The organism is Amycolatopsis eburnea (assembly GCF_003937945.1).
Lineage (GTDB): Bacteria > Actinomycetota > Actinomycetes > Mycobacteriales > Pseudonocardiaceae > Amycolatopsis > Amycolatopsis eburnea.
In genome coordinates, this window is the sequence record NZ_RSEC01000061.1 from 586827 (window position 1) to 611724 (window position 24898).

The following is a 24898-nucleotide window of genomic DNA, read 5'->3' on the forward strand; positions in this document are numbered from 1 at the left end:
TACTGGCACGGAGTTCTGGCATCTTGGAGAAGTGAGCGAGCGACCGGCCTTCGTGCTGCACGAGCACTGGCGGCCGCGGCACCACTTCGATCTCCGGCTGGAGGAGGAAGGCGTGCTGCGGTCTTGGGCGGTGCCCCGCGGCCTCCCGCCGGACGCGACCGGCAACCGGCTCGCCGTCGCCGTGCCCGACCACGCGCTCGACCACCTCGGCTACGAGGACGAGACCAAGAAGATCGCCGACACGGGCTGGTGGGAGGAGCACGACCGGACGGCCAAGCGGATCCTGTTCACCCTGCACGGGCGGACGTCGTCGGTGCGGTACGCGCTGATCCGGACCGAGCGCGACTGGCTGCTGCACCGGACCCGGGAGCAGCCGGACTGACGTCCAACGCGCGGAAGCGGGCCGGGCGCATGGCCCGGTGCGCCCAGTGCCCGAGCACCGCGAGCAGCGCGATCTCCAGCACCATCATCAGCCGCTCCACCAGGCCGGTCGCCACCGTCGGCAGGTGCCCGCCCAGCACGACGTTCACCGCGAACGGGACGATGAACGGCAGGTAGAACGGGATCGCGGCCAGCGCCAGCCGCCGGGACCAGGCGGCGAAGCGGCGCCAGCGAGGGTCGTCGCGGTGGCGGCGGCCCAGCGCCCAGCCGACGACCGGCAGGCTCAGGCACGTCACCGCCGAGGCGTAGAGGTGGATCTTGCCCGTCGCCGTGATCGCGCCACCCTGCGGATCCTTCGCGAACGCCGCCACCGCCAGCAGGCTCACGCACCACAGCGCCTTCGCGGCCACCAGCGCCGGGTTCGCCAGCAGGCCGCGGCGGTACAGCGCGACCAGCAGCAGCGCCGAGCCCGTGCTGGTCAGCAGCAGTGCGCCGTCCCACAGCCAGCGGCCCGGGCTCAGCGCGTAGTCGCTGAGCATCGTGCTGACCGGGTCGAGCGCCGCCACCCGCCGGTCGAGGTGCAGCACGGCCAGGAGCACGACGGCGCCGGCGAAGGCGGCCAGCGCCCCGGGGACGAGCAGCCGGGCGCGGAGGGAGGGACGGGTGGGTGAAGGACACAGCATGCGTGAAAACACTCCGGGACGGCTCGGCTGGTTCAGGCGAAGTCGCGGACGCTACCCGTGACCATTCCGTGACCATCGAAGACACGCACGAAATGTGGCCCAGCCCACAACCGCGCATCTTTCCCTGATTAAGTGCCGCCCTCCGCGGCGGCACTTAATCAGGGAAAGATGAGGTGTCGGTGGGGATCTCCGCAGAGTCCGTGAGCCGCAGCTTGCGGCGGGCGCGCTGGTAGAACGTCGTCATCCCGAGCCGCACCACCCGCGCCGCGCTCGGCCGGGCGCTCAGGTCGAGCCGGTCGCCGGGGGAGACGTACCCCTCGACCTGGCCGTCGACCTCCACCGCGAGCCGTCCGCTGGTCGGCAGCAGCTCCAGGGTCACCTCGTCGTGCACCGAGAGCACCACACCCCGGCTGTACGCCGAATGCGGCGCCGCCGGCGTGACGAGCAGCGCTTCCACCGACGGGCTGGTGATCGGCCCGCCGGCGGAGAAGCTGTACGCCGTCGAGCCGGTCGGGGTCGCCACGACCACCGCGTCCGCCGAGTAGCTGACGAACGGCTGGCCGCCGACGCGGACCGCGACCACCGCGCTGCCGTCGCCGGGCACGCGCACCACCGCGATGTCGTTGAACGCCGTGATCCGCCGCCCGCCGAGCACGGCGTCCACGGCCAGCCGCGGCTCGACCGTGAACTGGTGGTCGTCGATCGCCGAAAGCGCGCCGGGCAGGTCCGGGACGTCGACCTCGGCGAGGAAGCCGAGCTTGCCGAGGTTCACCCCGAGCACCGGCGCGCGCTGCCCGTCGGCCAGCCGCATGGCCCGCAGCATCGTGCCGTCGCCGCCCAGGCTGACCACGAGGTCGGCGCGTCGCCCGAGCTCCTCGGGCGTCACGCCGACCGCGGCGCAGTCCAGCCGGACGATCTCGTCCTCGATGCCGAGGATCTCGATGCCCCGGCTGCCCGCCCAGCCCAGCACGGCCTCGACGGCGGCCGCCGAGTCGCGGCGGGGGTGCAGCACCAGTCCCGCGGAGTGCATGTCAGCGGCCCCGGCCGGGCGCGGTTCCGAGCGTCATGCGCCCAGTCTGCCCGCTCCCGCCTCCCGTCGCGAGAACCGCAGTGCGCCGTCGTCGATCTTGCCGTGCCGGAGCTTGACGACGTCGTGCGCGTAGCTCATGCCCAGCTGCCACGGCGCCCGCGAGCCCGCCTTCGGGAACTCGTCGATCGAGCGCAGCACGTACCCGGCGTCGAAGTCCAGCAGCGGCCGCTCGGTGACCGCCGGGTCGTCGTTGACCGGCACGGCCCGGTCGTACCCGTGCCGGTCGAGGTGGCGCAGCAGCCGGACGAAGTACTCGCCCACGAGGTCGGCCTTGAGCGTCCAGGACGCGTTCGTGTACCCGATCGTGAAGACGAAGTTCGGCACGCCGCTGAGCATCATCCCCTTGTACGCCATGGTTTCCGGCAGCTTCACCGGCTCGCCGTCGACGACCAGGTCGATGCCGCCGAAGGCCAGCAGCTTGAGCCCGGTGGCGCTGACGACGACGTCCGCTTCGAGCTCGCCGCCCGATTCGAGCCGGATCCCGGTCCTGGTGAAGGAAGCGATCCGGTCGGTGACGATCGAAGCGTCGCCGCGCTTGATCGAGCGGAACAGGTCGCCGTCCGGCACCAGGCAGAGCCGCTGGTCCCAGGGCTGGTAGCGCGGCTTGAAGTGGGTGTCGACGGCGTAGCCCGGCGGCAGCTGCTTCATCGCGGCCTTGCGGATCATCGCCTTGACCACGCCGGGGCGGCGCCGGCTGAGCTGGTAGATCAGCGTGCTGACGGCGACGTTCTTCCAGCGCGCGATCGGGTACGCCAGCCGCGGGCCGAGCAGGGCGCGCAGCCGGTTGGCCAGCGCGTCCTCGGACGGCAGCGAAAGGATGTAGGTGGGGGAGCGCTGCAGCATCGTCACGTGCTCGGCGCGGTCGGTCATCGCCGGCACCAGCGTCACGGCGGTGGCGCCGCTGCCGATCACGACGACCTTCTTGCCGGTGTAGTCCAGGTCTTCGGGCCACTGCTGCGGGTGCACCACGGTGCCGCCGAACTCCTCGACGCCGGGGAACTCGGGGGTGTGGCCGCCCGCGTAGTCGTAGTAGCCGCTGCACAGGTACAGGAACTTCGCGGTGAACTCGACGGGCTTCCCGTCGTGCACCGCCTCGACCGTCCACAGTGCGTCCTCTGTGGACCATGCGGCGCGGACGACCTTGTGCCCGAACCGGATGTGCCGGTCGATCCCGGCGTCGGCCGCGGTGTCGCGGACGTACTTCAGGATCGACGGACCGTCCGCGATGGCCTTGGCGTCGGTCCACGGCCGGAACCGGTAGCCGAGGGTCTGCATGTCCGAATCGGACCGGACGCCGGGGTAGCGGAACAGGTCCCAGGTGCCGCCGATGGCGTCGCGCGCCTCGAGGATCGTGTACGTCTTGCGCGGGAACGCCGTGCGCAGGTGGTGGGCCGCGCCGACGCCGGACAGCCCGGCGCCGACGATCAGGACTTCGACGTGCTCGGTCATCGGCGGGCCTCCGTCCGCCGCGGGCGCCGCATCACGCGGGACAGCACGGCGTTGTAGTGGGTGGGGGTGATGCGGGCGAGCGCGTCGAACAGGTAGGCGTCCGGGCCGACGAGGATGCGGGCCTTCCCGCGGTCGACGCCGGCGTGGATGATCGCCGCTGCCTTGTCCGGCGACGTCATGGTCATGGCCTCGAACTGCGCGGCCATCTCTTCGCGGCTGCGGCCCAGCCCGGTGGGGTCGCGCCGGACGCGGGCGTTGCGCGCGATGTTCGTCGTGATGCCGCCGGGGTGCACGGTGATCGCGCGGACCGCGGAGCCGTGCAGTTCCTGGCGCAGCGACTCGGTGAACCCGCGCACGGCGAACTTCGCCGCGCAGTACGCGCTCTGGTGCGGCATCCCGAGCAGGCCGAACACGCTGGAGGTGTTCACGATCGCGCCTTCGCCCTGCTCGACGAGGATCGGCAGGAACGCGCGCGTGCCGTGGACGACGCCGTGGAAGTTGATGTCGTGCAGCCAGTCGTCGTCCTCGATGACGGCGTCGAGAACCGTGGACGTGACGGCGACACCGGCGTTGTTGAACACCGCCGCCAGGGGAGCCGGGGTCCAGTCCTTGACTTCCGCGGCGAAGCGCAGCTGGTCTTCGGCGTCGCGGACGTCGAGCACGCGCGTCAGCACGCGGCCGTGCAGCGCGGCAGCGGTCGCCTTGAGGCCGTCTTCGTCGACGTCGGCCAGCGCGACCGGCGAGCCGAGGCGGGACAGCCGGGTGGCCAGCGCGCGGCCGATCCCGGAGGCCGCGCCGGTGATCACCACGGGCCGGCCAGTGATGCTGTGTCGTTTGCGTGCCGATCCGGCGGCAGCCACGGCGGAAACCGTTGCGTCGTGCGGATCGGCTGCGGACCGTTTCCGCCTGCTTTCGGCCGGTTCGGCACTACGGGGCCGTGACATCGCTGCTCCTCGCGTGCTTGTCGATGAGGTCGAGGATGGTCGGCCACGCGCCTTCGGGCAGGTCGTGGCCCATGCCGGGGACGGTTTCCAGGCGGGCGCCGCGGATCGCGCGGGCGGTCGCGCCGCCGCCGGTCGGGTGCACCATCCGGTCGCGGTCGCCGTGGATCACCAGCGTCGGCGCGGTGATGTTCCGCAGCAGCGCGGTCCGGTTGCCGGACTTCATGATCGCGGCGAGCTGGCGGCCGACGCCGCCGGCGGTCGGGTCGCGGTCCCAGCCCGTCCCGGCCGTCTCGCGCACCCAGGCCTCGTCGAACGGGAAGCCGTGCGAGCCGATGTGCCGGAACATCCGGACCGCGCTCTCGACGGCCTCTTCGCGCGACTTCGGCGGCTTCGCGCCCATCATCCGCAACGTCGAGAGCGCGGGGCGGCCGAGCAGGCGCGACCCGGTCGTCGACATGATCGACGTCAGGGTGCGGATCCGGTCCGGGTACCGCGCCGCGACCGTCTGGGAGATCATGCCGCCCATCGACACGCCGGCGATGTGCGCGGTCTCGAGGTCCAGCGCGTCGAACAGGCCGATGGTGTCGGCGGCCATGTCCAGGAGGTCGTACTGCTGCGCGGGGAACCGGCCCGCGAGCATGCCGAGCAGGCTCGGCGGCCGGAAGCGCGGGTGCGTCGAGCGCCCGGCGTCGCGGTTGTCGAACCGGATGACCTCGAAGCCGCGCCCGGCGAGCTGCGCGCAGAAGGCGTCGGGCCAGCTGTGCAGCTGCTGGCCGAGGCCGGCGACGAGGACCAGCGGGTCGGCGCCGGCGTCCCCGATCCGTTCGTAGGCCAGGGAAATCCCCCGGCCGGCGTCGGCGGTCTGGTCGGTCACTGCTCTCCTCCGGTCCGGCGGCGCACGACCGCGCGGCCGCCCTTGGCGGGGGCGTAGGCCACGCCCCTCGAGTGCCAGCGTTCGCCGGGCTCGCTCGTCGGGACCAGCGTGAAGTCCCGCAGCAGCGTCCGCAGCACGACGGTCATCTCCATGGTGGCGAACGCGGCGCCCAGGCAGCGGCGGGTGCCGCCGCCGAACGGGATCCACTGGTAGAGATCCGGCCGCGCGCCGTCGAAGCGGTGCGGGTCGAAGGTGGCCGCGTGCGGGAACACGGCGTCGTCGTCGTGCACCAGCGCGATGCTGACCAGCACGTTGTAGCCCTTGGGCAGGGTCCACCGGCCCAGCCGGAAGCCGTCCTGCTTGACCTGGCGGGCGGTGAGGTCGATGACCGGGCGGGTGCGCTGGACCTCGAGGATCGTCGCGTCGAGGAGGTCGTCGCTTTCGGTGAGCTCGCGCAGGATCGCCGGGTGGCGGCGCAGGCGTTCGACGGCCCAGGCCAGCGTGGTCGCGGTGGTCTCGTGCCCGGCGGTGAGCAGGGTGAGGAGCTGGTCGGCGATCTCGTCGCGGGTCAGGCCGGAGCCGTCGTCGTGGCGGGTCTGCAGCATCATCGCGAGGACGTCGTCGCCGTCCGGGCGGGCCTTGGCGATCAGCCGGTCGACGATCGCGTCGTAGTCCCGGCGCATCCGTTCGAAGCGGCGCCACGGGTTGAAGCGGCCCTTCTTCGTGATCGGCAGGACGGCCAGCCGCGAGCCGAGCGTGACGAACGGCGGGAGCAGTTCGCGCAGCTCCGCGAATTCGGCCCCTTCCGCGCCGAACACCGCGCGGAGAATGGCGTTCAGCGTGATCCGCATCATCGACGGCAGCGTCGCGAACTCCTTGCCGTCCGGCCAGCTCGCGAGTTCGCGGACGGTTTCGGCTTCGACGATCTGTTCGTAGGCGGCGAGCCGTCGGCCGTGGAAGGGCGGTACCAGGAGCTTGCGCTGCCGCTTGTGCTCGTCACCGGAGAGGGCGAACAGCGACCGCGGCCCGAGGACGCGGCCGAGGTTGACTTCGAGGTTGTCGACGAGGTCGGGCCCGGACGTGAACAGCTGCTTGATTTCGGCGGGGTCGGCGAGCACGACGGCGTTGCCGAAGATCGGCACGTTCACCGTGAAGGCGTCGCCGTAGCGTTCCTTGAGCCGCCGCATGCCCCGCAGGGGTTGGGTGAGCGCGTAGGCGCCCTGGACGGCGCGGGGCACGCTCGGTCCCGGTGGCAGCGTCACCGCGCTTGTCATGGTCGTCATCGACCCTCCCGGAAAGGTGGTACGCGAACGTACCGTCGGTACGGTACGCCGGTGTACCATCCGGTTTCAAGAGGAAGGGGTGACTGCCGTGGACGTCGACACCCGCCGGCACCGCCAGCGCCTGCTGGACGGCCTGGCCGAGTCGATCACCGAAACCGGCTTCCGCGACACGACGGTGGCCGACGTCGTCCGCCGCGCCCGCACTTCCCGCCGGACGTTCTACGAGCACTTTTCGAGCCGCGAGGAGTGCCTGATCGCCCTGCTGGCCGACGCTAACCGCGCGATGATCCAGCAGATCTCGGACGCGGTGGACCCTGGTGCGCCGTGGGACGTTCAGGTGCGCCAGGCGATCGAGTCCTGGATCGCCTGCGCGGAATCGGAACCGGCGATCACCCTGAGCTGGATCCGCGACGTACCCGCGCTGGGCGCCGCGGCCCGGGACTTGCAGCGCGACGCGATGGAGGGGTTCATCGCGATGACGCAGCGCCTGACGGACACACCGTCGTTGCGGGCGGCCGGGATCAGCCCGCCGTCGCGGCAGATGGCGATCATCCTGCTGGGCGGGCTGCGGGAGCTGATCGCGACGACGGTGGAGGACGGCGGGAGGGCTGGGGACGTCACCGAGGTGGCGGTGCGGGCGTCGATCGCGTTGCTGGGGCCCGTGGTCGACACCCCGTGAGCGGCTAGGCCTGTATCGAAATCGTTCAGAGCCGTTCGGCGACCGTGGCCCGCCTCCTGGCCGCGTGGTCTGCCCGGCGTCGCGGGGATGTCATGAAAGGGTCGTTCATGTCGTCTGGCGAGGTGAACGACTCTTTCATGACATCGCGGGTGGGCGGACCACCCGCCGGCTGTCCGCACCGACGCCGATTTCGATACAGACCCTACGTCACCACCGGGTCGCCGAGACCGAGTTCCGGCGGCCGTCCTCGCCGCGTGACGACGACGGCCGCGGAGCCGAACGGCGATGCCGTGGGGCTCGGGCGGGACATCTCCAAGCGCAGCACGCGCGCGCCGGAGACGTCGACGTCGATCTCCGCCGGCTTTCCGGGGGCCACGTTGTGCGCCGAGCGGGGCGTGCCGTCGAGGACCACGCGCAGGTGCCCGACCTGGTGGGGGTCCCGGGCGTCGTCGAGCACCCCGGCGACCGTGGTGAACCGCTCGTAGTGGCCGCCCAGGTCGAGTTCGACGTACCCCGGCCCGGTCGCGGCCGGGATCGACGGCCGCAGGACGATGCTGTTCTCGTACCGCACGCCGCCGATCGAGGCCGGGCCGCGCCGGATGCCCTGGCTGGCGCACGACCACGGCAGTTCGCCGGCGTGCACGGGCGGGGCTTCGAGCTCGCCTCCGCGCCAGACCCCTCGAGGCGGTGCCGTGTGCTGCCCCCGCCCGATGATCGCGCCGAGCAAGTCGGCCACACCGTCGGCGGTGATCTGCGAGATCTCGTACCGCGTCATGGAGTAGGGGTTGAGGAATTCGGGGATGTCGTCGATCGACCCACCGGGCAGGACGACGGGAAGCACGCGGCGGGTGCCGTCGTCGAGGTCCTTGGTCAGCTTGTTGCGGATGATGGCGGTCTCGAACTGGGCGCCGCGGCCTTCATCCGGAGGGGCATCGCCGTCGGCGCGAGCCCGGTACAGGGGCGACGCCACGACGATGATGAAGTCGGCCGCCTTGAGGTTCCGCGTGGCCCACAACGACCAGTCGACGCGGACGTTGTCCTGCCACTGGTCGAGGACGACCTCCAGGCCGATCCGGCTGTGCAGCAGGGTCGCGAACTTCCGGACCTGCGCCTTGTGCTCTTCGGTGTCGTGCGAATAGCTGATGAACACCCGGGGCGCCTCGCGCTCGGACATCGGTGGCTCCTCGGGATCGGGCGGTGATTCACCGATCCGGGAGATCGGTATTCCGGAAACAACTCCCCGTTCTTTCCGGTGTTCGCCTGTCGTATATCCGTGGCTCGACGGATTGTCAAGAGGTGCGTTTCGGGGTCGCTGTGACGGGTGGCCAGTTATTGTCCTGGATCTGTCCGGTTTAGCGCCTTCTTCGGGGGAGCGGCGCGGATCTAGGATCGGATCCGCCTGGTGGGGAGCGGTGAAGGAGTGGCGGCTCGCGTGTACGAGTACGACGTGTTCATCAGCTACCGCCGTTCCGCGAGCGACATATCCGAGTGGATCCGCAACCATTTCCACCCGCGTCTCCTGGAAGTGCTCGACAACAATCGTTACGAAGACGTTCGGATTTTCTTCGACGACGAGGTGCGGGTCGGTGCCCGCTGGCCCGACGAACTGAGCGGTGCGTTGCTGCGTTCGCGCGTGCTCGTGCCGGTCTGCTCGCCGAAGTACTTCCGGGACGAATGGTGCCTGGCCGAGTGGTTCTCGATGGCCGATCGTGAAGCGCTGGCCACCGCCGAGCCGCGTGAGCAGCGGCTGCCCTTGATCTACCCGGTGATCTTCTGCGACTCCCAGCACTTCCCGGACTGGGCCCACGAGCGGCGCCCGCGGGATCTGCAGCAGTGGAACCACCCGTTCGAGCACTTCCAGACCGCGCCCGCCTACCTCGACTTCAACCAGCGGATCAAGCAGATCGCCGCGGAACTGGAGGAGCTGATCGACCGGGCACCGGAGTGGCGAGGCGACTGGCCGGTCAGCACCCCGGTCGTGGAACCGCCGAGCCGGGCACGAATGCCGAGGTTCTGACGGATGCCGGGATCGGTCTTCACCTTCTACTCCTACAAAGGCGGGGTCGGCCGCAGCTTCACGCTGGCCAACATCGCCGTGCTGCTGGCCCGGTGGGGGCACCGCGTGCTCTGCCTGGACTGGGACCTCGAAGCGCCCGGCCTCGCCGACTACTTCCGGCCGCGGTTGCCGAAGCGGCCGAGCGGGGGCGTGGTCGACATCGTCGACGACTTCCGGCGGGGCCGGTTCGCCCCGGACGCGCACGTCCAGCGGCTCGACGACGCCGGCGTGCTCGACTTCGTCGCGGCCGGCCGCGAGGAGCCCGGCTACCTCGGGCAGCTGCAGGAGATCGACTGGGACGCGCTGTACGACGACGGGTTCGGCGAATACCTCGAGGAGTGCCGCGAGCACTGGGTCACGCGCTACGACTTCGTGCTCATCGACAGCCGCACCGGCATCTCCGACATCGGCGGCATCTGCACCGCGCACCTGCCGGACCACCTCGTCCTGCTCTTCACCGCCAACCGGCAGAGCATCCTCGGCGCGATGGACGCCGCCCGCCGGGCCGACGCGGCGCGCAACCGCCTGCCGTTCGACCGCTCGCGGCTGACCGTGCTGCCGGTGCTGTCGCGGTTCGACAACCGCGAGGAGTACGACCGGTCGGAAACGTGGCGCGGCATCGTCGTCGACGAGACGGCCGAGCTGTACGGGAGCTGGCTCGACCAGACCGTCGACCCGGCGACCATGGCCCGCCACCTCACTTTGCCGTACGTGTCCTACTGGAGCTTCGGCGAGCAGCTGCCGGTGCTGTCGGAACAGACGCCCAGCGCCGACCAGATCGGGTTCGCCCTCGAGACGGTGGCGGCCGTGATCGCCTGCCGGCTGGACCGCACGGATCTGCTGGCCGAGAACCGCGACGCCTACGTCGCCGCTGTGCGGACGAGCCGCCGGGAGTTCAAGCACGACCTGCGCGTCAGCATCCCGAGAGGCGCGGTCGGCCCGGCGAACGAGCTGGTCACCGAGCTGAAGAAGCGGGACGTCCGCGCGGTGAAATCGCTTTCGGGTGACCGTTCCCTGCTCGCCCGCGCCGAGGACGACGCCAAGCACCTGTGCCTGGTCGTCGACGGCAAGGTCAGCCGCTGGCAGGCGGCCGAGGTCGAGCTGTTCCTGCACCGCACCCTCGGCCAGGACCGCCGCGTGATCCCGATCCTGACGGCGGGCACGGACGCGGCGTCGCTCCCGGGCTACGTCGGCAACCTGCGGTACCTGCGGCTGACCGACTCGCGCGGGCCGGCCGAGGTGGCCCGCGAACTGGTCGGCCAGCTGAAGGGCTTCACCGCGCTGGTCGAGCCGGAAGACGACCTCGACCTCGCGGGCCTGCTCGGCGAAGTCCGCGGAGCGCATCTGCGGCCGTCGCGCTGGGACCTCGTCGAAGAGCTGGTCACGGCCATGCAGGCCGCCGTCGGCGCGGGCGACAGCGGGCGCACCCACGACCTGGCCGCGGACCTGGCGGTGGCGGTGAAACCCCGCGTCGCGAACGGCGACGACCACCACGCGGCCCCGCCGGGGGTTCGCCAGTCGATCGACTGGCTGCTGCGAACCCTCGACACCCGAGCGAAAACCACGACGCAGCACCGGAAGGATCTCGAATGACCGACCGTCTGGGACACAAGCAGACCGCGGCGATGTTCACGCTGATGGTCCTGGGCCGCGAGGTGCCCAACCCGGAGTTGAAGGAGCGGGTGGGCTTCACGCTGACCGGCAAGGAACGCACCCAGCTGAACGAAACCGGGTACATCACGAGCGAAAAGGTCGGCCGCACGTTCGTCCACCAGCTGACCGACCGCGGCTGGGCGTGGTGCGAGAAGGAGATCGGTGAGGGGAACCCGCCGCCGCCCCGTCCGCTGAGCACGCTCTGCTCGGCGCTCTACGTCGTGCTCGGCGGTTTCGACGAGTTCCTCCGCCGGCGGAACCTGCGCCTGGCGGACGTCTTCGACCCGGCGAGCACGGGTCCGGTCGGCACCGCACCGGAATCGCGCCCGGAACCCGAGGGCGACCTCGAAACCCGCATCCGCGTCGCCTACCGCGAACTGGTGCGGGAACCCCGCGGCTGGGTCGGCCTGGTCGACCTGCGCCCGAAGCTCGGCGCGCCGGCGGCGGAGGTCGACGCCGTGCTCAAGCGGCTGAGCAGCGCGGGCAAGGTGCACCTCGTACCGGAGGACAACCGCAAGGCACTGACCGCGGCCGACCACGAGGCGGCGATCCGCATCGGCGGTGAGGACAACCACCTGCTCTCGATCGAGGCGTTGTGATGGACGAGCTCCAAGCGCTGGCGACCCTCAGCTTCGACTGGGCGGACACACCCGACCAGGTCTGGGTGGATTCGCCGTACCACGTCGACGGCCTGCACGCCGACGCGCTCGCCGCGATCGACACGGGCATCCGCGACGCCGTGACCAGCGGCGGGCCCAGTCCGATCGGCCTCGTCCTGCGCGGGCTCAAGGGAGTCGGCAAGACCCACCTGCTGGGCCTGGTCCGCCGTCAGGTCCACCGCGCGCGGGGCTACTTCTTCCTCGACGACGTCACCGCCGCCGACGCCTTCTGGGAAAACACGGCCGAAGCCCTGCGCCGCGGGCTGGCCCGCCCGGACGACTCCGGCGACTCGCAGCTGAAGCGCTTCCTGCTCCGCGTGTGCTTGCGGGCGCACGTCGACGCCGGCATCGAGGAGCGGATCCGGCGTGGCCGCGGACTGACCCCGGACGACCTGGAAGCGTTCATCGAGGGCGTGGAGTCCCTCGACGCGGTCGTCGCGGACGAATGCGGCGACACCGCGCGCGCCCTCGTGCTGATCGCCAGCAAGGACCGCGGGGCCAAGTACATCGGTGACGACTTCCTCGACGGCGACGAGCAGCTCACGCCGGAAGCCCGGCAGTGGAACATCTACTCGCGACCCAAGCCCGCACGGGTCCTGGTGCGGGAGATCACCCGGCTGCTGGCCCTCACGGGGCCCGTCGTGATCGCGGTGGACCAGCTCGACACCCTCGTCGCGCGGTCCGCCCAGCGCACCCAGGAAATCGGGGACAACACCGAGGAAAGCCTGCTCGTGGCGCAGATCGCCGACGGGCTGATGGGCCTGCGCGAAGTCACGCACAAGACGCTCACGGTCATGACCTGCCTGCCCAGCACGTGGGACCAGATCAAAGCCAAGTCGGCCGGGACCGTGCCGGACCGGTTCCGCGAGTCGGTCACCCTCGGCCGGATCCTCGACGCCGAGGTGGGACGCGCGCTGGTGGCGAAGCGGCTGGGAGTCGCGTACGAGGCCATGGGGTTCACGCCGCCGCACCCCACGTGGCCGGTCGCGCCGGTGGCGTTCGCTCAGCCGTGGGACCAGTGGACGCCGCGGCAGCTGCTGAAGCGCATCGGCGCGCACATCGAACTGTGCCTGCGCGCCGGTCAGGTCCAGGAGCTCACCTCCTTCGACGAGAAGGCACCCGCGCCGGTCGTCCCGGTGCGCACCGCCGTCGAGCACGACCGGTTCGCGGAACTCGACGCTGAATTCGAGAAGCTGCAGGCCGAAGCGGACCCGGGCGCGCTGCTCGCCGAGAAGGCCGTGGACAAGGCCATGCCGGGCCTGCTTTCCGCCGCGCTGCGGTGCTGGGTCACCGAAGTCGGCGACGACGACATGGAATGGTCGTGCGAGCGCCAGAACGGGCGGAGCGAGGTGCACGCCTGGCTCACCCGGACCGTGGTCGAGGCCGCGGACCTCCAGGAGCACTGGGCGTTCCGGGTGATCGCGGCCAAGGACCCGCGCGCCGCGCTGAGCCGGTTCCGCAAGGCGCGTTCCGCGGCCGGGCAGCTGCACGGCGCGGACAACCGCCACCTCGTCATCCTCCGCGACGCCTGGGGTCGCGGGGCCAAGACCCGCGAGGAGGTCGAGAAGTTCACGACCGCGGGCGGCAAGACCATCCCGCCGAGCGCGTCCGACGTCCGGACGTTCTGGGCGTTGCAGAAGATGCTCGCCAACGGCGGCCGCGAGCTGCACGAGTGGCTCATCGACCGGCGGCCCGCGAGCCGGTCCGAGCTGCTTTCCGCGGTGTTGCCGGAGAAGCCGTCGGGGCAGCCCGCCGAAGGGACGCACCCGCCGCCCGCGGAGGGGGAGATCACGCTCGGGAGCGTCGTCGGCTCGGGGGAGCCGGTGCGGGTCGAGCTTTCCGCGCTGCGCAAGCACGCCGCCGTTTTCGCGGGGTCCGGGTCCGGGAAGACCGTGCTGCTGCGGCGGATCGTGGAGGAGTGCGCTCTCCAGGGGGTTTCCGCGATCGTCCTGGACCCCAACAACGACCTCGCTCGCCTCGGTGACGCCTGGCCGGCGCCGCCGGAGAGCTGGGGGCCCGATGACGCCCAGCTGGCGAAGCGCTATCTCGCCGAGACGGACGTCGTCGTCTGGACGCCGGGGCGGGTGACCGGGCGGCCGTTGGCGTTCCAGCCCCTGCCGGACTTCGCCGGGGTGCTCGACGACTCCGACGAGTTCGCCGCGGCCGTCGAGGTGGCGGTCGCGACGCTGGCGCCGCAGGCCCGGCTGACCGGGAGCACCGCGAAGACCAACATCGGGCTGGCGGTGCTGCGGCAGGCGGTGGTCGAGCACGCGCGGACCGGGTCGCGGAGCCTGCCGGAGCTGATCGAGCTGCTGACCGACCTGCCCGAAGACGTCAGCAACCTCAACGACGCCAAGCGGATCGCGGCCGGGCTGGCCGAGGTGCTCAAGGCGGCGATGGTCAACGATCCGCTCTTCGCGGGCGGCGGGGAACCGGTGGACCCGGGCGTGCTGCTGACGCCGGCCGAGGGCAAGCGGGCGCGGGTTTCGGTGATCAGCTTCGTCGGCCTGCAGGCGGAGGAGCAGCGGCAGAACTTCGTCAACCAGCTGCAGATGGAGCTGTTCGCCTGGATCAAGCGCAACCCGGCGGGGGACCGGCCGCTGGGGGCGTTGTTCGTGATGGACGAGGCGCAGACGATGGCGTCTTCGGGGAGTCTGACGGCCAGTACGCGCAGCACGATCGTGCTCGCGTCCCAGGCCCGCAAGTACGGGCTCGGGCTGCTGTTCGCCACGCAGGCGCCCAAGGGGCTGCACAACCAGGTGGTCGGCAACGCCATGACGCAGTTCTTCGGCCGCCTCAACAGCCCGGCGCAGATCGCGGCGGCCAACGAGCTGGCGCGCGCGAAGGGGAGCCCGGTCGCGGACATCTCACGGCTGGAGCGGGCCCAGTTCTACGTGGCGGGGGAGGCGTTCGGCTTCCGGCAGGTGGCGACGCCGCTGTGCCTGAGCCACCACCCGGCGAGCCCGCTGCGGCTCGAGGAGGTGATCGCCCGCGCCCGGGAGTCGTGAGCGTGTCGATCCGGGCCGGGGCCGTTCGACGCAGGGGTGAAGCGCACCCGACCCGAGGAGCACCCCGTGATCCGCCTCTACATGAGCATGTCCCTCGACGGCTACATCGCCGGCCCCGACGACCGGCCCGGCCAGGAGCTGGGCCGCGGCGGCGGCCGGCTGTTCGACTGGCTCGACCACCGCCACGGCGACGGACCCAGCGGCCAGGTGTACCGCGAGGCGTCGGCGACCGGGGCGATCATCGCCGGACGGCGGACGTACGAGCTGGCCGGCCGGTGGGGCGGCGACCACCACGACGGCGTGCCGATCCACGTGCTGACCCACCGCGTCGACCCGGCCGACCCCGCACCCGGCAGCACCCGGTACTTCACGGACGTCGTGGCGTGCGCCGAAGAAGCCCGCGCGGCGGCCGGTGAGCGCGGTGTCATGGTGCACGGCGCGGGCGCCGCGCAGGCCCTGCTGGCGGCCGGGCAGCTGGACATCCACCTGGTCCCGGTGCTGCTCGGCGGCGGACGGCGGCTGTTCGGGGAAGGGGACCCGGTCGAGCTGCGGCTGGTGCGCCGCCTCGAGGACCGCGGTGTCACCCACCTGCGCTTCGAAGTGTCGCGTTAGGACTGCTCGGCCGCGTACTGCTCCAGGATCGCGTGCGTCGCGTCGATCAACGCCGGCGCTTCGCACACCGTCGCGAAGATCTCCGCGTACTGCAGCAGCACCCGCCGCAGCTTCTCCAGCTCGTCGCGCAGCTCCTGCGACCGCTCCCACGCCGCCTCGTGGACGACGACCGCCGTGCCCTCGGGCCGGGACGCTTCCCACTCCTGCAGCGCCGGGTGCCAGTGGGCCAGTACCGGGCGCAGGGCCGCGTTCAGCATCCAGATCGCCAGGTGCCCGAAGCGGTATTCGCCCTTCCGGGGCGGTTTCGCCACGGAAGGGCCGTACTTGCGCAGGATCTCCCGCGTCACCCCGAACAGCTGGTACAGCGAGCTGAGCGCCTCGCGCAGGATGCCGTGGCCGGGGGCCAGCGGGGCCACCGTGATGCGGGTGACCAGCTCTACGTACAGTTCCCACGCCGCATCGCGTTCTGCCTGGTCCGGGCGCCATTCGCCGGACAGCTTCGCCGGGCCCCAGCCCAGATCCACCCTGACCTTGTCGATGGGCATGTGCCGCCTTCCCGATCCGTTACCGTGCGCAACGGCAGTCTACCTACGGTCGAGCGGCGCGCCGGGTCCGTTGCGGACCGGTGCCCGGTCCCGGGTGGGGGACCGGGCACCGGGGGATCAGTCCGCTTCCGGGAAGTGGATGTCGGTGACGTGCACGTCCACGACCTCGACGTCCAGGCCGAGGTACTGCTCGACGGCGTCGATCACGGCGACCCGGATCTGCTCGCCGAGCGCCTTGACCGCGTGGCCGAAGTCGATCACCAGCGGGATGGTGATCCAGGCGACCTCGTCGGCGAGTTCGATGGTGATGCCGTCTTCGGCGACGCTGTGCACGCCTTCGGCCTTGGCCGCGACGCGGGTGACGATCTTCGCGACCACCCCGTCGGCCACCGTGGTGCTGCCGCGGGTGCCGGCCGCGGGCCGGGTCTCGGCGGCCGCTTCGGTGACCACGGCTTCGGCTTCGGCGACGACCGCCTCGGCGGCCGGCGCGTCTTCGGTGACCGGCTCCGCTTCCGCGGCCGGTTCGGTTTCGGCTTCGGCTTCTTCCGCGACGACGGCGTTGGCGTCGGTGTCGTCCTCGGCGGAGTCGGCCTCGGTGTCGGCCTCGGAGTCCGCGTCGGAGTCCGCCTCGGAGTCCGCCTCGGAGTCCGCGTCGGAGTCCGCGTCGGACTCGACCTCGGCGTCGGTCTCGGCCTCGGCGACCGCGTCCGCGTCGGTCTCGTCCTCGGCGACCGCGTCCGCGTCGGAGTCGGCCTCGCTGTCGTCTTCGGCCACGGCGTTCGAATCCGTGTCGTCCTCTTCGGCTTCGGCGGTGTCCTCTTCGGAGCCCGCCGCGTCCTCGGCGGTTTCCGCGGTCGCTTCGGCCTCGGCCGCGGAATCCGTCTCCTCTACGGTGTCGGCCGGGGCTTCGGCGACGACGGGTTCGGGCTCGGCGGTGCCGTAGGCGTACCCGCCGGAGCTGGGGGTTTCGTTCTTGGGGCGGCCGAAGATGCTGTTGATGACGTCGGACATGGTTTCCCTTCCCGGGAGCGACGACTCACTGTGAGGACGAACAGACGGGCGCCACTATAGGGTGAAGCCTGTGACCCGCGGCACAGGCCCCCACCTTCGAGACTCGCTTGTGTCCCAACGGATATCCGGCGCTCGGGAACTACGTCCAGGAATTGTCCACTTTCCGCCCGGTGGACATTTCTTTCACCCTTTCCGGAATAGCCCGGCCGGCACGTTCGAACCCAATGCGCGATATCCGGCGGGGTTGAGGTGCAGGTGGTCACCGACGTCGTAGGCCGGCAGCAGCCGCGCCGGTGCGGCCGGGTCGCGGGCCACGCGGTCGAAGTCGAGGACCGCGTCGAAATGGCCCGGCTCGCGGATCCACGCGTTCACCCGCTGCCGCGCCGCCTCGCGTTCCGGGGTGTCGTAATTCGTGTTGCCGCCGAACGGGGTCAGGGTCGCGCCGTACACGTCGATGCCGGCGGCGTGGGCGCGGACGAGGATCTGGTCGTAGGCGTCGATCAGCTGCCCGGCCACGTCCGCGGCGGCGGCCGGCGTCGCCGTGCCGATGTCGTTGACGCCTTCGAACACGATCGCCCACGACACGCCGCTCTGGGCGAGCAGGTCGCGGTCCAGGCGGGCCAGCACGTTCGGGCCCAGGCCGTCCTGCAGGACGCGGTTGCCGCCCGCCGCCTGGTTCAGCACCGCGGACGACACGCGGGACGCGAGCACGTCCGGCCAGCGGTCGTTGCCGTTCGTCGTCGAACCGCGGCCGTCGGAGAGCGAGTCGCCGATCACCGCCACCGCCGAAGCCGGGGACAGCACCTCGACGCCGCTCAGGAAGTACCAGTGGTCCACCGGGGTCGCGCCCGTCAGGTCCGCCGACGCCACCTGGTTGCCGGGCACCAGGTACGACGTCGTGCGCGAGCCCGGGTGCGAGGTGACCGACAGCGAAGCCTGCCCCTGCGCCAAATACGTCGTCACGGCGATGTTCTCGAAGGGCCGCACGGGGAACGGCAGCGGGTCCGAGACCACCTGCGCGCCCACCGGGACCGACACCGACGGCTTGCCGTGGAAGGTCACCGGCAGCACGCTGCCCGGGACGACCGACGACACCCCGGCGGCCCCCGCGAGCGGGCGGGCCACCGTGACCGCCGAGAGCGGCAAGGGCGCGCCGCCGAAGGCGTTCGAGAACCGCAGGCGGATGCGGGGCCCGCCGGCCGTGACGTGCGCCGTCTGCCGCAGGGAAGCGTTGTCCAGCACCCGGTCCGTGCCGGTGTACGGCGCCGGCGGCAGGTTCCCCGGCTCGGTCAGCTGGGGCATCGACGTCCACGTCGCCACCCAGTGCGACGACGGCGGCCGGGCCGAGGCACCCGCGAACAACGCGGTCAGCACCGCCAGCACCGCGATCAGCGCGGTGCGTCTCACCGCGAGAACTCCGGCGCCAGGACCCGGTCGAAGCCGACGTGCCGGCGCGGCCCGGTCAGTGTGCAGTGCAGCGTCGCGACGATCTGCTCGCTCGAGGTCCCGACGCGCAGTTCGACGTCGCCGGGGTCGACCTGGCGGCGGCCCGCGCGGCCGGTGTAGGACGTCAGGTCCGCGTGCAGCCCGATGTCCAGCACCTCGGTCGCGCCCGGGGCCAGGGTGACCCGGCGGGCGGCGATCAGCTGGCGCTCGGGCCGCGCGACCTCGGCGACCGGGTCGTGCAGGTACACCTGGACGACTTCGGACGTCTCCCGGTCGTGGTCGTTGCGCAGGGTGACCCGGACCCGGCACACGCCGTCGGTCGGCCAGACCGAACCCGTCGCGCTGACGTCCAGCCAGGTCGCCGGCGCGTAGGAAAGCCCGTGGCCGAACGGGAAGAGGGGCGTGGGGTCGACCGTGCTGACCTCGCTGCGCCGGCCGAGCGGCGCGGACAGGTAGGTCGACGGCTGGCTCGCGCCGGCCGCCGGGAAGCTCACCGGCAGCCTGCCCGCCGGGTCGATCCGTCCACTGAGGACGTCCGCCAGCGCCGTCGCGCCCTCCTCGCCGGGGTAGAACCCGGCGACGACCGCGGCCAGCCGGGGGAGCTGGCGGGAAAGCTCGTACGGACGGCCCGAAAGCAGCACCACGACCACCGGCTTCCCGGTGTCCAGCAACGCGTCCAGCAGTTCCTCCTGCCGGCCGGGCAGCCGCAGGTCGGGCGCGTCGCAGCCTTCGCCGGACGTCCCGCCGCCGAACAGCCCGGCCCGGTCGCCCAGCACGGCCACGCAGACCGAAGCGTCCGCGCACGCCGCCACGGCTTCCGCGATCCCGGCGTCGTCCCCGCCGGTGACCGGGCAGCCGAGCGCGTAGGTGACGTCGTAGGACGGCCGCAGCGCCTCCAGCACGGTCGGCACCGAAACGCCGAACGGGACGTCGGGGTGGTGGACGCCGACGTGCAACGGGAACGAGTAGCAGCCGAGCATCGCGCCCGCGGCGTCCGCGCGCGGCCCCACCACGGCGACGCGAGCGCCGGGGGAGAGCGGGAGCGTGCCGTCGTTGTGCAGCAGCACGATCGACTTTTCGGCCACCTCGCGGGCCAGCGCCCGCGACTCGGCGTCGTCGAGGTCGATCTCCTCCGGCACCTCGGGCGCCCAGTCCGCGTCCAGCAGGCCCAGTTCGCACTTCTGCCGCAGTACCCGTTCGAGGGCGCGGTCGACGGCGGCGGCGTCGACCGCACCCCCTTCCACCGCGGCGAGCAGCGGCTCGCCGTAGCAGTCCATGGTGGGCAGTTCCACGTCGATGCCCGCGGTCAGCGCCTGGCCGGCGGCGTCGGCGCGGTCGGCCGCGACGCCGTGGAGCCGGTGCAGGAACGCCACGGAGAAGTAGTCGGCGACGACCGTGCCGTCGAAGCCGTAGGTGTCCCGCAGCAGATCGGTCAGCAGCGAGGCGTCGGCGGCCGAGGGGAGGCCGTCGGTGTCGGTGTAGGCGTTCATCACCGAGCGCGCGCCCGCGCGCAGCGCCAGCTCGAACGGCGGGAGCAGGACGTCCGCGATCTCGCGCGGCCCGGCCGAAACCGGGGCCAGGTTGCGGCCGGCGCGCGAGGCGGAGTAGCCGACGAAGTGCTTGAGGGTCGCGATGATCCCGGCCGACTCCAGCCCGGCGACGTAGGCGCTGCCGATCGTGCCGACCAGGTACGGGTCCTCGCCGATGGTCTCCTCGACGCGGCCCCAGCGCAGGTCGCGGGCGACGTCGAGGACCGGCGACAGGCCCTGGTGCACGCCGAGGGCGCGCATGGTCTGCCCGATCCGCTCGCCCATGCGGCGGATGAGGTCCGGGTCGAACGTCGCACCCCACGACAGCGGCGCCGGGTAGATCGTCGCCTGCCACGCGGCCAGGCCGGTCAGGCACTCTTCGTGCACCACGGCCGGGATCCCGAACCGGCTGCTGGACACGATCTGCCGCTGGGTGCGCGCCAGGCTGTGCGCGCCGATCAGCGGGTCGACCGGCCGGGTGCCGAACACGCGGGTCAGCTGGCCGATGCCGTGCCGGACCAGGTCGTCGAAGTCGAGCGCCGCGTCGACGAACTCGTGCTGGTGCGGGGCCATCTCGCCGCCGGAGTCGATGCCGACCCAGACGCCGTAGAGCTGGGCGAGCTTCTCGCGGAGGGACATGCGCGCCATCAGCGCGCGGACGCGTTCGCCCGGGTCGGCCGTGGGGTCGCGCCACGGCTCGGAAGCCGTGGTGGGCTGCGTGGTCAAGGGTTTTCCGCCCTTCGTCAGGAGCTGAGGTTCAGGAGAGGGCCCGGGTCGAGTGGCGCACCACGAGGCCGGTGTCGAGGGTGACGTGCGTGCGCGCGACCTCGTCGCCGTTGATCAGGGCGATGAGCATGCTGATCGCGCGGTGGCCCATCTCGCGGATGGGCTGGTCCACTGTGGTCAGTGGCGGGCTGCAGAGCGCGGACTCGGGGACGTTGTCGAAGCCGACGACGGACAGGTCGTCCGGCACCGAAAGCCCCAGTTCGCGGGCCGCGCCGACGGTCGCGATGGCCGAGATGTCGTTCGCGGCGAACACCGCGGTCGGGCGGTCCGGGCCGGTCAGCAGGTCGTGGGCCGAGGCCGCCGAGACTTCCGGGTCGTAGGCGCCGATCCGGATGAGGTTCTCGTCGGCGGGCACGCCCGCGGCTTCCAGCGCCCGCAGGTAGCCCGCTTTGCGCAGCGACGCCGATTCGAGGTCGGGCCGTCCGGCGAGGAACGCGATCCGCCGGTGGCCCAGGTCCAGCAGGTGCTCGGTGGCCAGCTGCGCGCCGCGGAGGTTGTCGGAGTCGATGGTCGGCAGGTGCGACGGCCCGGTGTGCGGGTCGACCGCGACCACCGGCGTGCCGGGCACGGCTTCGAGCGAGACGGCCGGCGTGACCAGCACGGCGCCGTCGACGAGGGTGCCGGACAGGCGCGAGAGGTAGCGCTTCTCCCAGCCCGACGGGTCGCCGGTGCGCCCGCCCGCGGAGTAGACGACGAGCTCGAAACCGCTGCCGCGGATGGCGTCCGCGGCTCCCTTGAGCAGCTCGGTCGAGAACGGTTCCAGGTCGGCGACCAGGATGCCGATGACGTTGGTGCGGTGGTTTCTCAGGCTCTGCGCCACGAGGCTGGCCTCGTAGCCGAGTTCTTCGATGACCGCTCGGACCCGAGCGAGCGTCGCGGCCGAAACGCCGTAGCGCTCGTTGATCACTTTGGAAACCGTGGCCACCGAGACACCGGCACGCGCCGCGACGTCACGGATGGTCACCCTCGAGCTGGGCTGCATCGGCTCAGACTAACCATGGAAAACGTTATCGACAACGATTGACATCCGATTTGCCCCAGGTGCAGACTCTTCGCCAACCCGGGCGCTGTCACGCCCCGTCCAACTCGGCCGAAGTCGTCAGGAGTGGACCCACGATGTTCGCAAAACGCCGGATCCCCGTTCTCGCCGCTCTCGCGGCCGTCGTCCCGCTGGCGCTGTCGGCGTGCAGCGGGGGGAGCGACGCGCCCGCTCAGCCGAGCGGGCCGGTCACCCTCACCTGGTGGCACAACGGCACCACCGATCCGATCAAGTCGATCTGGGAGAAGGTGGTCACCGACTACCACCAGGCGCACCCCGATGTCACGATCAAGGCGCAGCCGCTGCAGAACGAGGACTTCCCCACGAAGGTGCCCCTCGCCCTGCAGGGTGCCGAGCCACCGGACGTCTACCAGTCCTGGGGCGCGGGTGAGCTGGCCTCGCAGGTCACGTCGGGCAAGCTCGCCGACATCACCGACGCGACCAAGTCCTGGATCGGCCAGGCCGGCAAGTTCGCCGAGAGCTGGCAGGTCGACGGCAAGCAGTACGGCGTGCCGTTCGCGCAGCACTTCGTCGGCTTCTGGTACCGCAAGGACCTCTTCACCCAGGCCGGGATCACCGCGCCGCCGAAGACGATGGACGAGCTCAACGCCGCCGTCTCGGCGCTGAAGGCCAAGGGCATCGCGCCGATCGCCGTCGGCGGCAAGGACCGCTGGCCGGACGCCTTCTACTACAACTACTTCGCGGTCCGCGAATGCTCCGCCGACGTGCTCAAGCAGTCGGTGAAGGCGGTCAAGCTCGAGGACCCGTGCTGGACGAGGGCCGGGCAGGACCTGAAGAACTTCCTGGCCACGCAACCGTTCCAGACCGGGTTCGCCGGCACGCCCGCCCAGCAGGGTGCGGGCAGCTCCGCCGGCCTGGTCGCCAACGGGAAGGCGGCGATGGAGCTGCAGGGCGACTGGGAGCCCGGCACGATGTCGTCGCTGACCGAAGACAAGCAGCTGGACTCGAAGATCGGCTGGTTCGCGTTCCCGTCGGTCACCGGCGGCCAGGGCGACCCGGCGGCCGTGCTCGGCGGCGGTGACGGCTTCGCCTGCACCAGCCGCGCGTCGAAGGCGTGCGCGGACTTCCTGCAGTACCTGAACTCCGAGCCGGTGCAGACCCAGCTCGCGGCGCAGGGGACCGGCCTGCCGGTGAACGCCGCGGCGGCGAAGTCGCTGAAGACCGACACGCTCAAGGAGGTCTTCGACTACGGGACCAAGGCCCCCTACCTGCAGATGTACTTCGACAAGGCGTTCCCGACCGCGGTCGGCGCGGCGCTGAACGACGCGGTGGCCAACATGTTCGCCGGTCAGGGCACCCCCGAGGGCATCGTGGCCGCCGTCAACCAGGCCGCGGCGGGCAACAAGTGACCACGGCGACGACCCCGGTGCGGACGGCGGCGCGGCCGTCCGCACCGGCGGCCCGGCCCCGGGCGCGGCGGTCCGGCCTGGGCAAGCGGCTCGAGCTGGCGCTGCTGCTCGGGCCGGCCCTGCTGCTGTTCGCCGGGTTCGTCCTGGTGCCGATCGGGATCGCCGGGTTCTACAGCCTGTTCCAGTGGAACGGCTTCGGCCCGCTCGACGAGTTCATCGGCCTCGACAACTACGTCGACGCTTTCACGGGCGAGGTGTTCCAGGGCGCCATCGGGCACAACCTGATCATCGCCGGGCTGTCGATCGTGGTGCAGCTGCCGCTGTCGATCGGGCTGGCGATGCTGCTCAACCGGAAGCTGCGGGGCCGCACGGTGCTGCGCGCCCTGGTGTTCGCGCCGTACGTGCTTTCCGAAGCGATCACCGCGGTGATCTGGGTGCAGATGCTGCAGCCGGGCGGCTTCACCGACCAGCTGCTCAAGGGTGCCGGGCTCGGCGGCCTGGTCCACGAGTGGCTGGCCGACCCGGGCATCGTGCTCTACACGCTGTTCGCGGTGATCACGTGGAAGTACATCGGCTTCGGCATCATCCTGCTGCTCGCCGGCCTCCAAGGGGTGCCGGCCGAGCTGCGCGAAGCCGCCGCGCTCGACGGCGCGTCCGCGTGGCAGACCACCCGGCACGTCGTGCTCCCGCTGCTCGGGCCGACGATCCGGATCTGGATCTTCCTTTCGGTGATCGGGTCCCTGCAGCTGTTCGACGTCGTCTGGATCATGACGCTCGGCGGCCCGGCGAACGCGTCGACGACGATGGCGACCTACCTGGTCGACCACGGCTTCAAGCGCTACGAGTTCGGGTTCGGTTCGGCGGTCGCGGTGATCCTGTTCGTCATCTGCTTCGTGTTCGCCCTGCTGTACCAGCGGTTCGCGCTCCGCCGCGACACCGAGGGCGCCCTGACGAGGATGGTGGGCTGATGCGCTCGCGCAGGTTCGGCATGGCGACGGGCTACCTCGCGGCGATCGTCGTGCTCGGCGTGACCGTGGTGCCGCTGCTGTTCGTGGTGCTCGGCGGGTTCCGCACCAACGCCCAGATCAACAACGACCCGGCCGGGCTGCCCGGCCCGTGGGTGACGGACAACTACGCCTCGGTCCTCGGCTCGGGCGCGTTCTGGACGTTCCTCGGCAACAGCGCGCTGATCGCCGTGATCGCGACCGCGGTCGCCGTCGGCTTGGGCTCGATGGCCGGCTACGCGTTGTCGCGGTACCACTTCAAGGGCCGGGAGGCGTTGTACACGCTGTTCACGCTCGGCCTGCTCTTCCCGCTCACGGTGGCGACGCTGCCGCTGTACCTGTGGCTGCGCCAGCTCGGCATGCTCGAGAGCTTCTGGGGCGTGGCGATCCCCGAGGCGGCGTTTTCCCTGCCGGTGACGATCGTGATCCTGCGCCCGTTCATGCACGCCATCCCCGGCGAGCTCGAGGACGCCGCCGTGCTCGACGGCGCGAGCAGGCTCGGCTTCTTCTGGCGCATCCTGCTGCCGCTGTCGGCGCCCGCGCTGACCACGGTCGCCGTGCTCGCCTTCGTCACCAGCTGGAACGCCTACCTGCTGCCGCTGCTGGTGTTCAACGACTCCGCGCACTTCACGCTGCCCCTCGGCGTCGCCCAGTTCCAGTCCCAGTTCTCCCAGGACACCGCCCGGGTGCTGGCGTTCACCGCGCTGTCGATGATCCCGGCGCTCGCGTTCTTCGTGCTCGCCGAACGGCGCATCGTCGGCGGGCTGACCGGATCCGTGAAGGGCTGACTCAGGAGG

Annotated in this window: 22 protein-coding genes; 10 read left to right on the plus strand and 12 right to left on the minus strand. The window is 71.5% G+C overall.

What is annotated here, in order from left to right:
• Nucleotides 1–31: 31 nt before the first annotated feature.
• Nucleotides 32–382: a DNA polymerase ligase N-terminal domain-containing protein gene (locus tag EIY87_RS41950; RefSeq protein ID WP_191984462.1), complete on the plus strand. Its 351-nt coding sequence runs from the start codon at nucleotides 32–34 to the stop codon at nucleotides 380–382.
• Here EIY87_RS41950 and EIY87_RS41955 read toward each other — a convergent pair.
• The 6 genes from EIY87_RS41955 to EIY87_RS41980 all read right to left on the minus strand — a co-directional run bounded on the left by EIY87_RS41955 (nucleotide 288) and on the right by EIY87_RS41980 (nucleotide 6704).
• Nucleotides 288–1064 (minus strand): DUF998 domain-containing protein, encoded by a 777-nt coding sequence (locus EIY87_RS41955; protein ID WP_225440377.1) that lies wholly within the window; start codon nucleotides 1062–1064, stop codon nucleotides 288–290. The genes EIY87_RS41950 and EIY87_RS41955 overlap by 95 nt on opposite strands.
• A 154-nt stretch (nucleotides 1065–1218) precedes the next feature.
• Nucleotides 1219–2094, minus strand: a complete 876-nt coding sequence (locus EIY87_RS41960) for an NAD(+)/NADH kinase (RefSeq protein WP_125315519.1) — start codon at nucleotides 2092–2094, stop codon at nucleotides 1219–1221.
• Between the two features lie 33 nt (nucleotides 2095–2127).
• A complete protein-coding gene (locus tag EIY87_RS41965) occupies nucleotides 2128–3603 on the minus strand; it encodes a flavin-containing monooxygenase (RefSeq protein ID WP_125315520.1) in 1476 nt (491 codons plus the stop codon).
• Nucleotides 3600–4463, minus strand: coding sequence for an SDR family NAD(P)-dependent oxidoreductase (locus tag EIY87_RS41970; protein WP_125315521.1), 864 nt, complete (start codon nucleotides 4461–4463; stop codon nucleotides 3600–3602). Before EIY87_RS41970 ends, EIY87_RS41965 begins: the two co-directional genes overlap by 4 nt.
• 67 nt (nucleotides 4464–4530) lie before the next feature.
• Nucleotides 4531–5421 (minus strand): alpha/beta fold hydrolase, encoded by an 891-nt coding sequence (locus tag EIY87_RS41975; RefSeq protein ID WP_125315522.1) that lies wholly within the window; start codon nucleotides 5419–5421, stop codon nucleotides 4531–4533.
• Entirely contained in the window at nucleotides 5418–6704 is a 1287-nt protein-coding gene (locus EIY87_RS41980) for a cytochrome P450 (protein ID WP_125315523.1), read from the minus strand. Before EIY87_RS41980 ends, EIY87_RS41975 begins: the two co-directional genes overlap by 4 nt.
• 79 nt (nucleotides 6705–6783) lie before the next feature.
• On the opposite strand from EIY87_RS41980, the gene EIY87_RS41985 reads away from it, so the two are divergent.
• A complete protein-coding gene (locus EIY87_RS41985; protein ID WP_125315524.1) occupies nucleotides 6784–7383 on the plus strand; it encodes a TetR/AcrR family transcriptional regulator in 600 nt (199 codons plus the stop codon).
• A 202-nt stretch (nucleotides 7384–7585) separates the two neighbouring features.
• Here the strand turns inward: EIY87_RS41985 and EIY87_RS41990 are convergent, their stop codons facing one another.
• Complete coding sequence (locus EIY87_RS41990) at nucleotides 7586–8557, minus strand: SEFIR domain-containing protein (RefSeq protein WP_158641456.1); 972 nt, start codon at nucleotides 8555–8557, stop codon at nucleotides 7586–7588.
• Between the two features lie 258 nt (nucleotides 8558–8815).
• On the opposite strand from EIY87_RS41990, the gene EIY87_RS41995 reads away from it, so the two are divergent.
• The 5 genes from EIY87_RS41995 (at nucleotide 8816) to EIY87_RS42015 (ending at nucleotide 15371) form a co-directional block, all read left to right on the plus strand.
• The gene (locus EIY87_RS41995) at nucleotides 8816–9400 is read left to right on the plus strand and encodes a TIR domain-containing protein (RefSeq protein ID WP_125315526.1); all 585 of its coding nucleotides are present in this window, start codon (nucleotides 8816–8818) and stop codon (nucleotides 9398–9400) included.
• A 3-nt stretch (nucleotides 9401–9403) separates the two neighbouring features.
• Nucleotides 9404–11032 (plus strand): CATRA system-associated protein, encoded by a 1629-nt coding sequence (locus tag EIY87_RS42000; RefSeq protein WP_125315527.1) that lies wholly within the window; start codon nucleotides 9404–9406, stop codon nucleotides 11030–11032.
• The gene (locus EIY87_RS42005; protein WP_125315528.1) at nucleotides 11029–11691 is read left to right on the plus strand and encodes a hypothetical protein; all 663 of its coding nucleotides are present in this window, start codon (nucleotides 11029–11031) and stop codon (nucleotides 11689–11691) included. Before EIY87_RS42000 ends, EIY87_RS42005 begins: the two co-directional genes overlap by 4 nt.
• On the plus strand, nucleotides 11691–14759 hold the full coding sequence (locus EIY87_RS49415; RefSeq protein ID WP_125315529.1) for a helicase HerA domain-containing protein: 3069 nt from the start codon (nucleotides 11691–11693) through the stop codon (nucleotides 14757–14759). The genes EIY87_RS42005 and EIY87_RS49415 overlap by 1 nt, the downstream gene beginning before the upstream one ends.
• Nucleotides 14760–14825: 66 nt before the next feature.
• Nucleotides 14826–15371, plus strand: a complete 546-nt coding sequence (locus EIY87_RS42015; protein WP_225440378.1) for a dihydrofolate reductase family protein — start codon at nucleotides 14826–14828, stop codon at nucleotides 15369–15371.
• On the opposite strand, the gene EIY87_RS42020 is transcribed toward EIY87_RS42015, so the two are convergent.
• The 5 genes from EIY87_RS42020 to EIY87_RS42040 form a co-directional block, all read right to left on the minus strand.
• Nucleotides 15368–15916, minus strand: a complete 549-nt coding sequence (locus EIY87_RS42020) for a hypothetical protein (protein ID WP_125315530.1) — start codon at nucleotides 15914–15916, stop codon at nucleotides 15368–15370. The genes EIY87_RS42015 and EIY87_RS42020 overlap by 4 nt on opposite strands.
• A gap of 117 nt (nucleotides 15917–16033) precedes the next feature.
• Entirely contained in the window at nucleotides 16034–16927 is an 894-nt protein-coding gene (locus EIY87_RS42025) for an Asp23/Gls24 family envelope stress response protein (protein WP_125315531.1), read from the minus strand.
• A 183-nt stretch (nucleotides 16928–17110) separates the two neighbouring features.
• Nucleotides 17111–18334, minus strand: coding sequence for an SGNH/GDSL hydrolase family protein (locus EIY87_RS42030; RefSeq protein WP_225440379.1), 1224 nt, complete (start codon nucleotides 18332–18334; stop codon nucleotides 17111–17113).
• Nucleotides 18331–20628 (minus strand): beta-xylosidase/alpha-l-arabinosidase, encoded by a 2298-nt coding sequence (locus EIY87_RS42035; RefSeq protein WP_125315532.1) that lies wholly within the window; start codon nucleotides 20626–20628, stop codon nucleotides 18331–18333. Before EIY87_RS42035 ends, EIY87_RS42030 begins: the two co-directional genes overlap by 4 nt.
• Before the next feature lie 31 nt (nucleotides 20629–20659).
• Nucleotides 20660–21670: a LacI family DNA-binding transcriptional regulator gene (locus EIY87_RS42040; RefSeq protein WP_166640652.1), complete on the minus strand. Its 1011-nt coding sequence runs from the start codon at nucleotides 21668–21670 to the stop codon at nucleotides 20660–20662.
• A 134-nt stretch (nucleotides 21671–21804) separates the two neighbouring features.
• Here EIY87_RS42040 and EIY87_RS42045 point away from each other — a divergent pair, with 134 nt between their 5' ends.
• From EIY87_RS42045 to EIY87_RS42055, 3 genes are read left to right on the plus strand one after another with little or no spacing between them, the layout of a single operon-like run.
• Complete coding sequence (locus EIY87_RS42045) at nucleotides 21805–23097, plus strand: extracellular solute-binding protein (protein ID WP_125315533.1); 1293 nt, start codon at nucleotides 21805–21807, stop codon at nucleotides 23095–23097.
• Complete coding sequence (locus EIY87_RS42050; protein WP_125315534.1) at nucleotides 23094–24065, plus strand: carbohydrate ABC transporter permease; 972 nt, start codon at nucleotides 23094–23096, stop codon at nucleotides 24063–24065. Before EIY87_RS42045 ends, EIY87_RS42050 begins: the two co-directional genes overlap by 4 nt.
• Nucleotides 24065–24889 carry a carbohydrate ABC transporter permease gene (locus EIY87_RS42055; protein ID WP_125315535.1) on the plus strand — a complete coding sequence of 275 codons (825 nt, stop codon included), beginning with the start codon at nucleotides 24065–24067 and terminating at the stop codon, nucleotides 24887–24889. Before EIY87_RS42050 ends, EIY87_RS42055 begins: the two co-directional genes overlap by 1 nt.
• Nucleotides 24890–24898: the final 9 nt, after the last annotated feature.

What these genes read in the sequence shown, in the direction of transcription:
- EIY87_RS41955 (WP_225440377.1), bottom strand. Translation starts at nt 1,064, where the DNA reads ATGCTGTGTCCTTCACCCACCCGTCCCTCCCTCCGCGCCCGGCTGCTC.
- EIY87_RS41960 (WP_125315519.1), bottom strand. Translation starts at nt 2,094, where the DNA reads ATGCACTCCGCGGGACTGGTGCTGCACCCCCGCCGCGACTCGGCGGCC.
- EIY87_RS41965 (WP_125315520.1), bottom strand. Translation starts at nt 3,603, where the DNA reads ATGACCGAGCACGTCGAAGTCCTGATCGTCGGCGCCGGGCTGTCCGGC.
- EIY87_RS41980 (WP_125315523.1), bottom strand. Translation starts at nt 6,704, where the DNA reads ATGACGACCATGACAAGCGCGGTGACGCTGCCACCGGGACCGAGCGTG.
- EIY87_RS41990 (WP_158641456.1), bottom strand. Translation starts at nt 8,557, where the DNA reads ATGTCCGAGCGCGAGGCGCCCCGGGTGTTCATCAGCTATTCGCACGAC.
- EIY87_RS42000 (WP_125315527.1), top strand. Translation starts at nt 9,404, where the DNA reads ATGCCGGGATCGGTCTTCACCTTCTACTCCTACAAAGGCGGGGTCGGC.
- EIY87_RS42005 (WP_125315528.1), top strand. Translation starts at nt 11,029, where the DNA reads ATGACCGACCGTCTGGGACACAAGCAGACCGCGGCGATGTTCACGCTG.
- EIY87_RS49415 (WP_125315529.1), top strand. Translation starts at nt 11,691, where the DNA reads ATGGACGAGCTCCAAGCGCTGGCGACCCTCAGCTTCGACTGGGCGGAC.
- EIY87_RS42020 (WP_125315530.1), bottom strand. Translation starts at nt 15,916, where the DNA reads ATGCCCATCGACAAGGTCAGGGTGGATCTGGGCTGGGGCCCGGCGAAG.
- EIY87_RS42025 (WP_125315531.1), bottom strand. Translation starts at nt 16,927, where the DNA reads ATGTCCGACGTCATCAACAGCATCTTCGGCCGCCCCAAGAACGAAACC.
- EIY87_RS42040 (WP_166640652.1), bottom strand. Translation starts at nt 21,670, where the DNA reads ATGCAGCCCAGCTCGAGGGTGACCATCCGTGACGTCGCGGCGCGTGCC.
- EIY87_RS42045 (WP_125315533.1), top strand. Translation starts at nt 21,805, where the DNA reads ATGTTCGCAAAACGCCGGATCCCCGTTCTCGCCGCTCTCGCGGCCGTC.
- EIY87_RS42055 (WP_125315535.1), top strand. Translation starts at nt 24,065, where the DNA reads ATGCGCTCGCGCAGGTTCGGCATGGCGACGGGCTACCTCGCGGCGATC.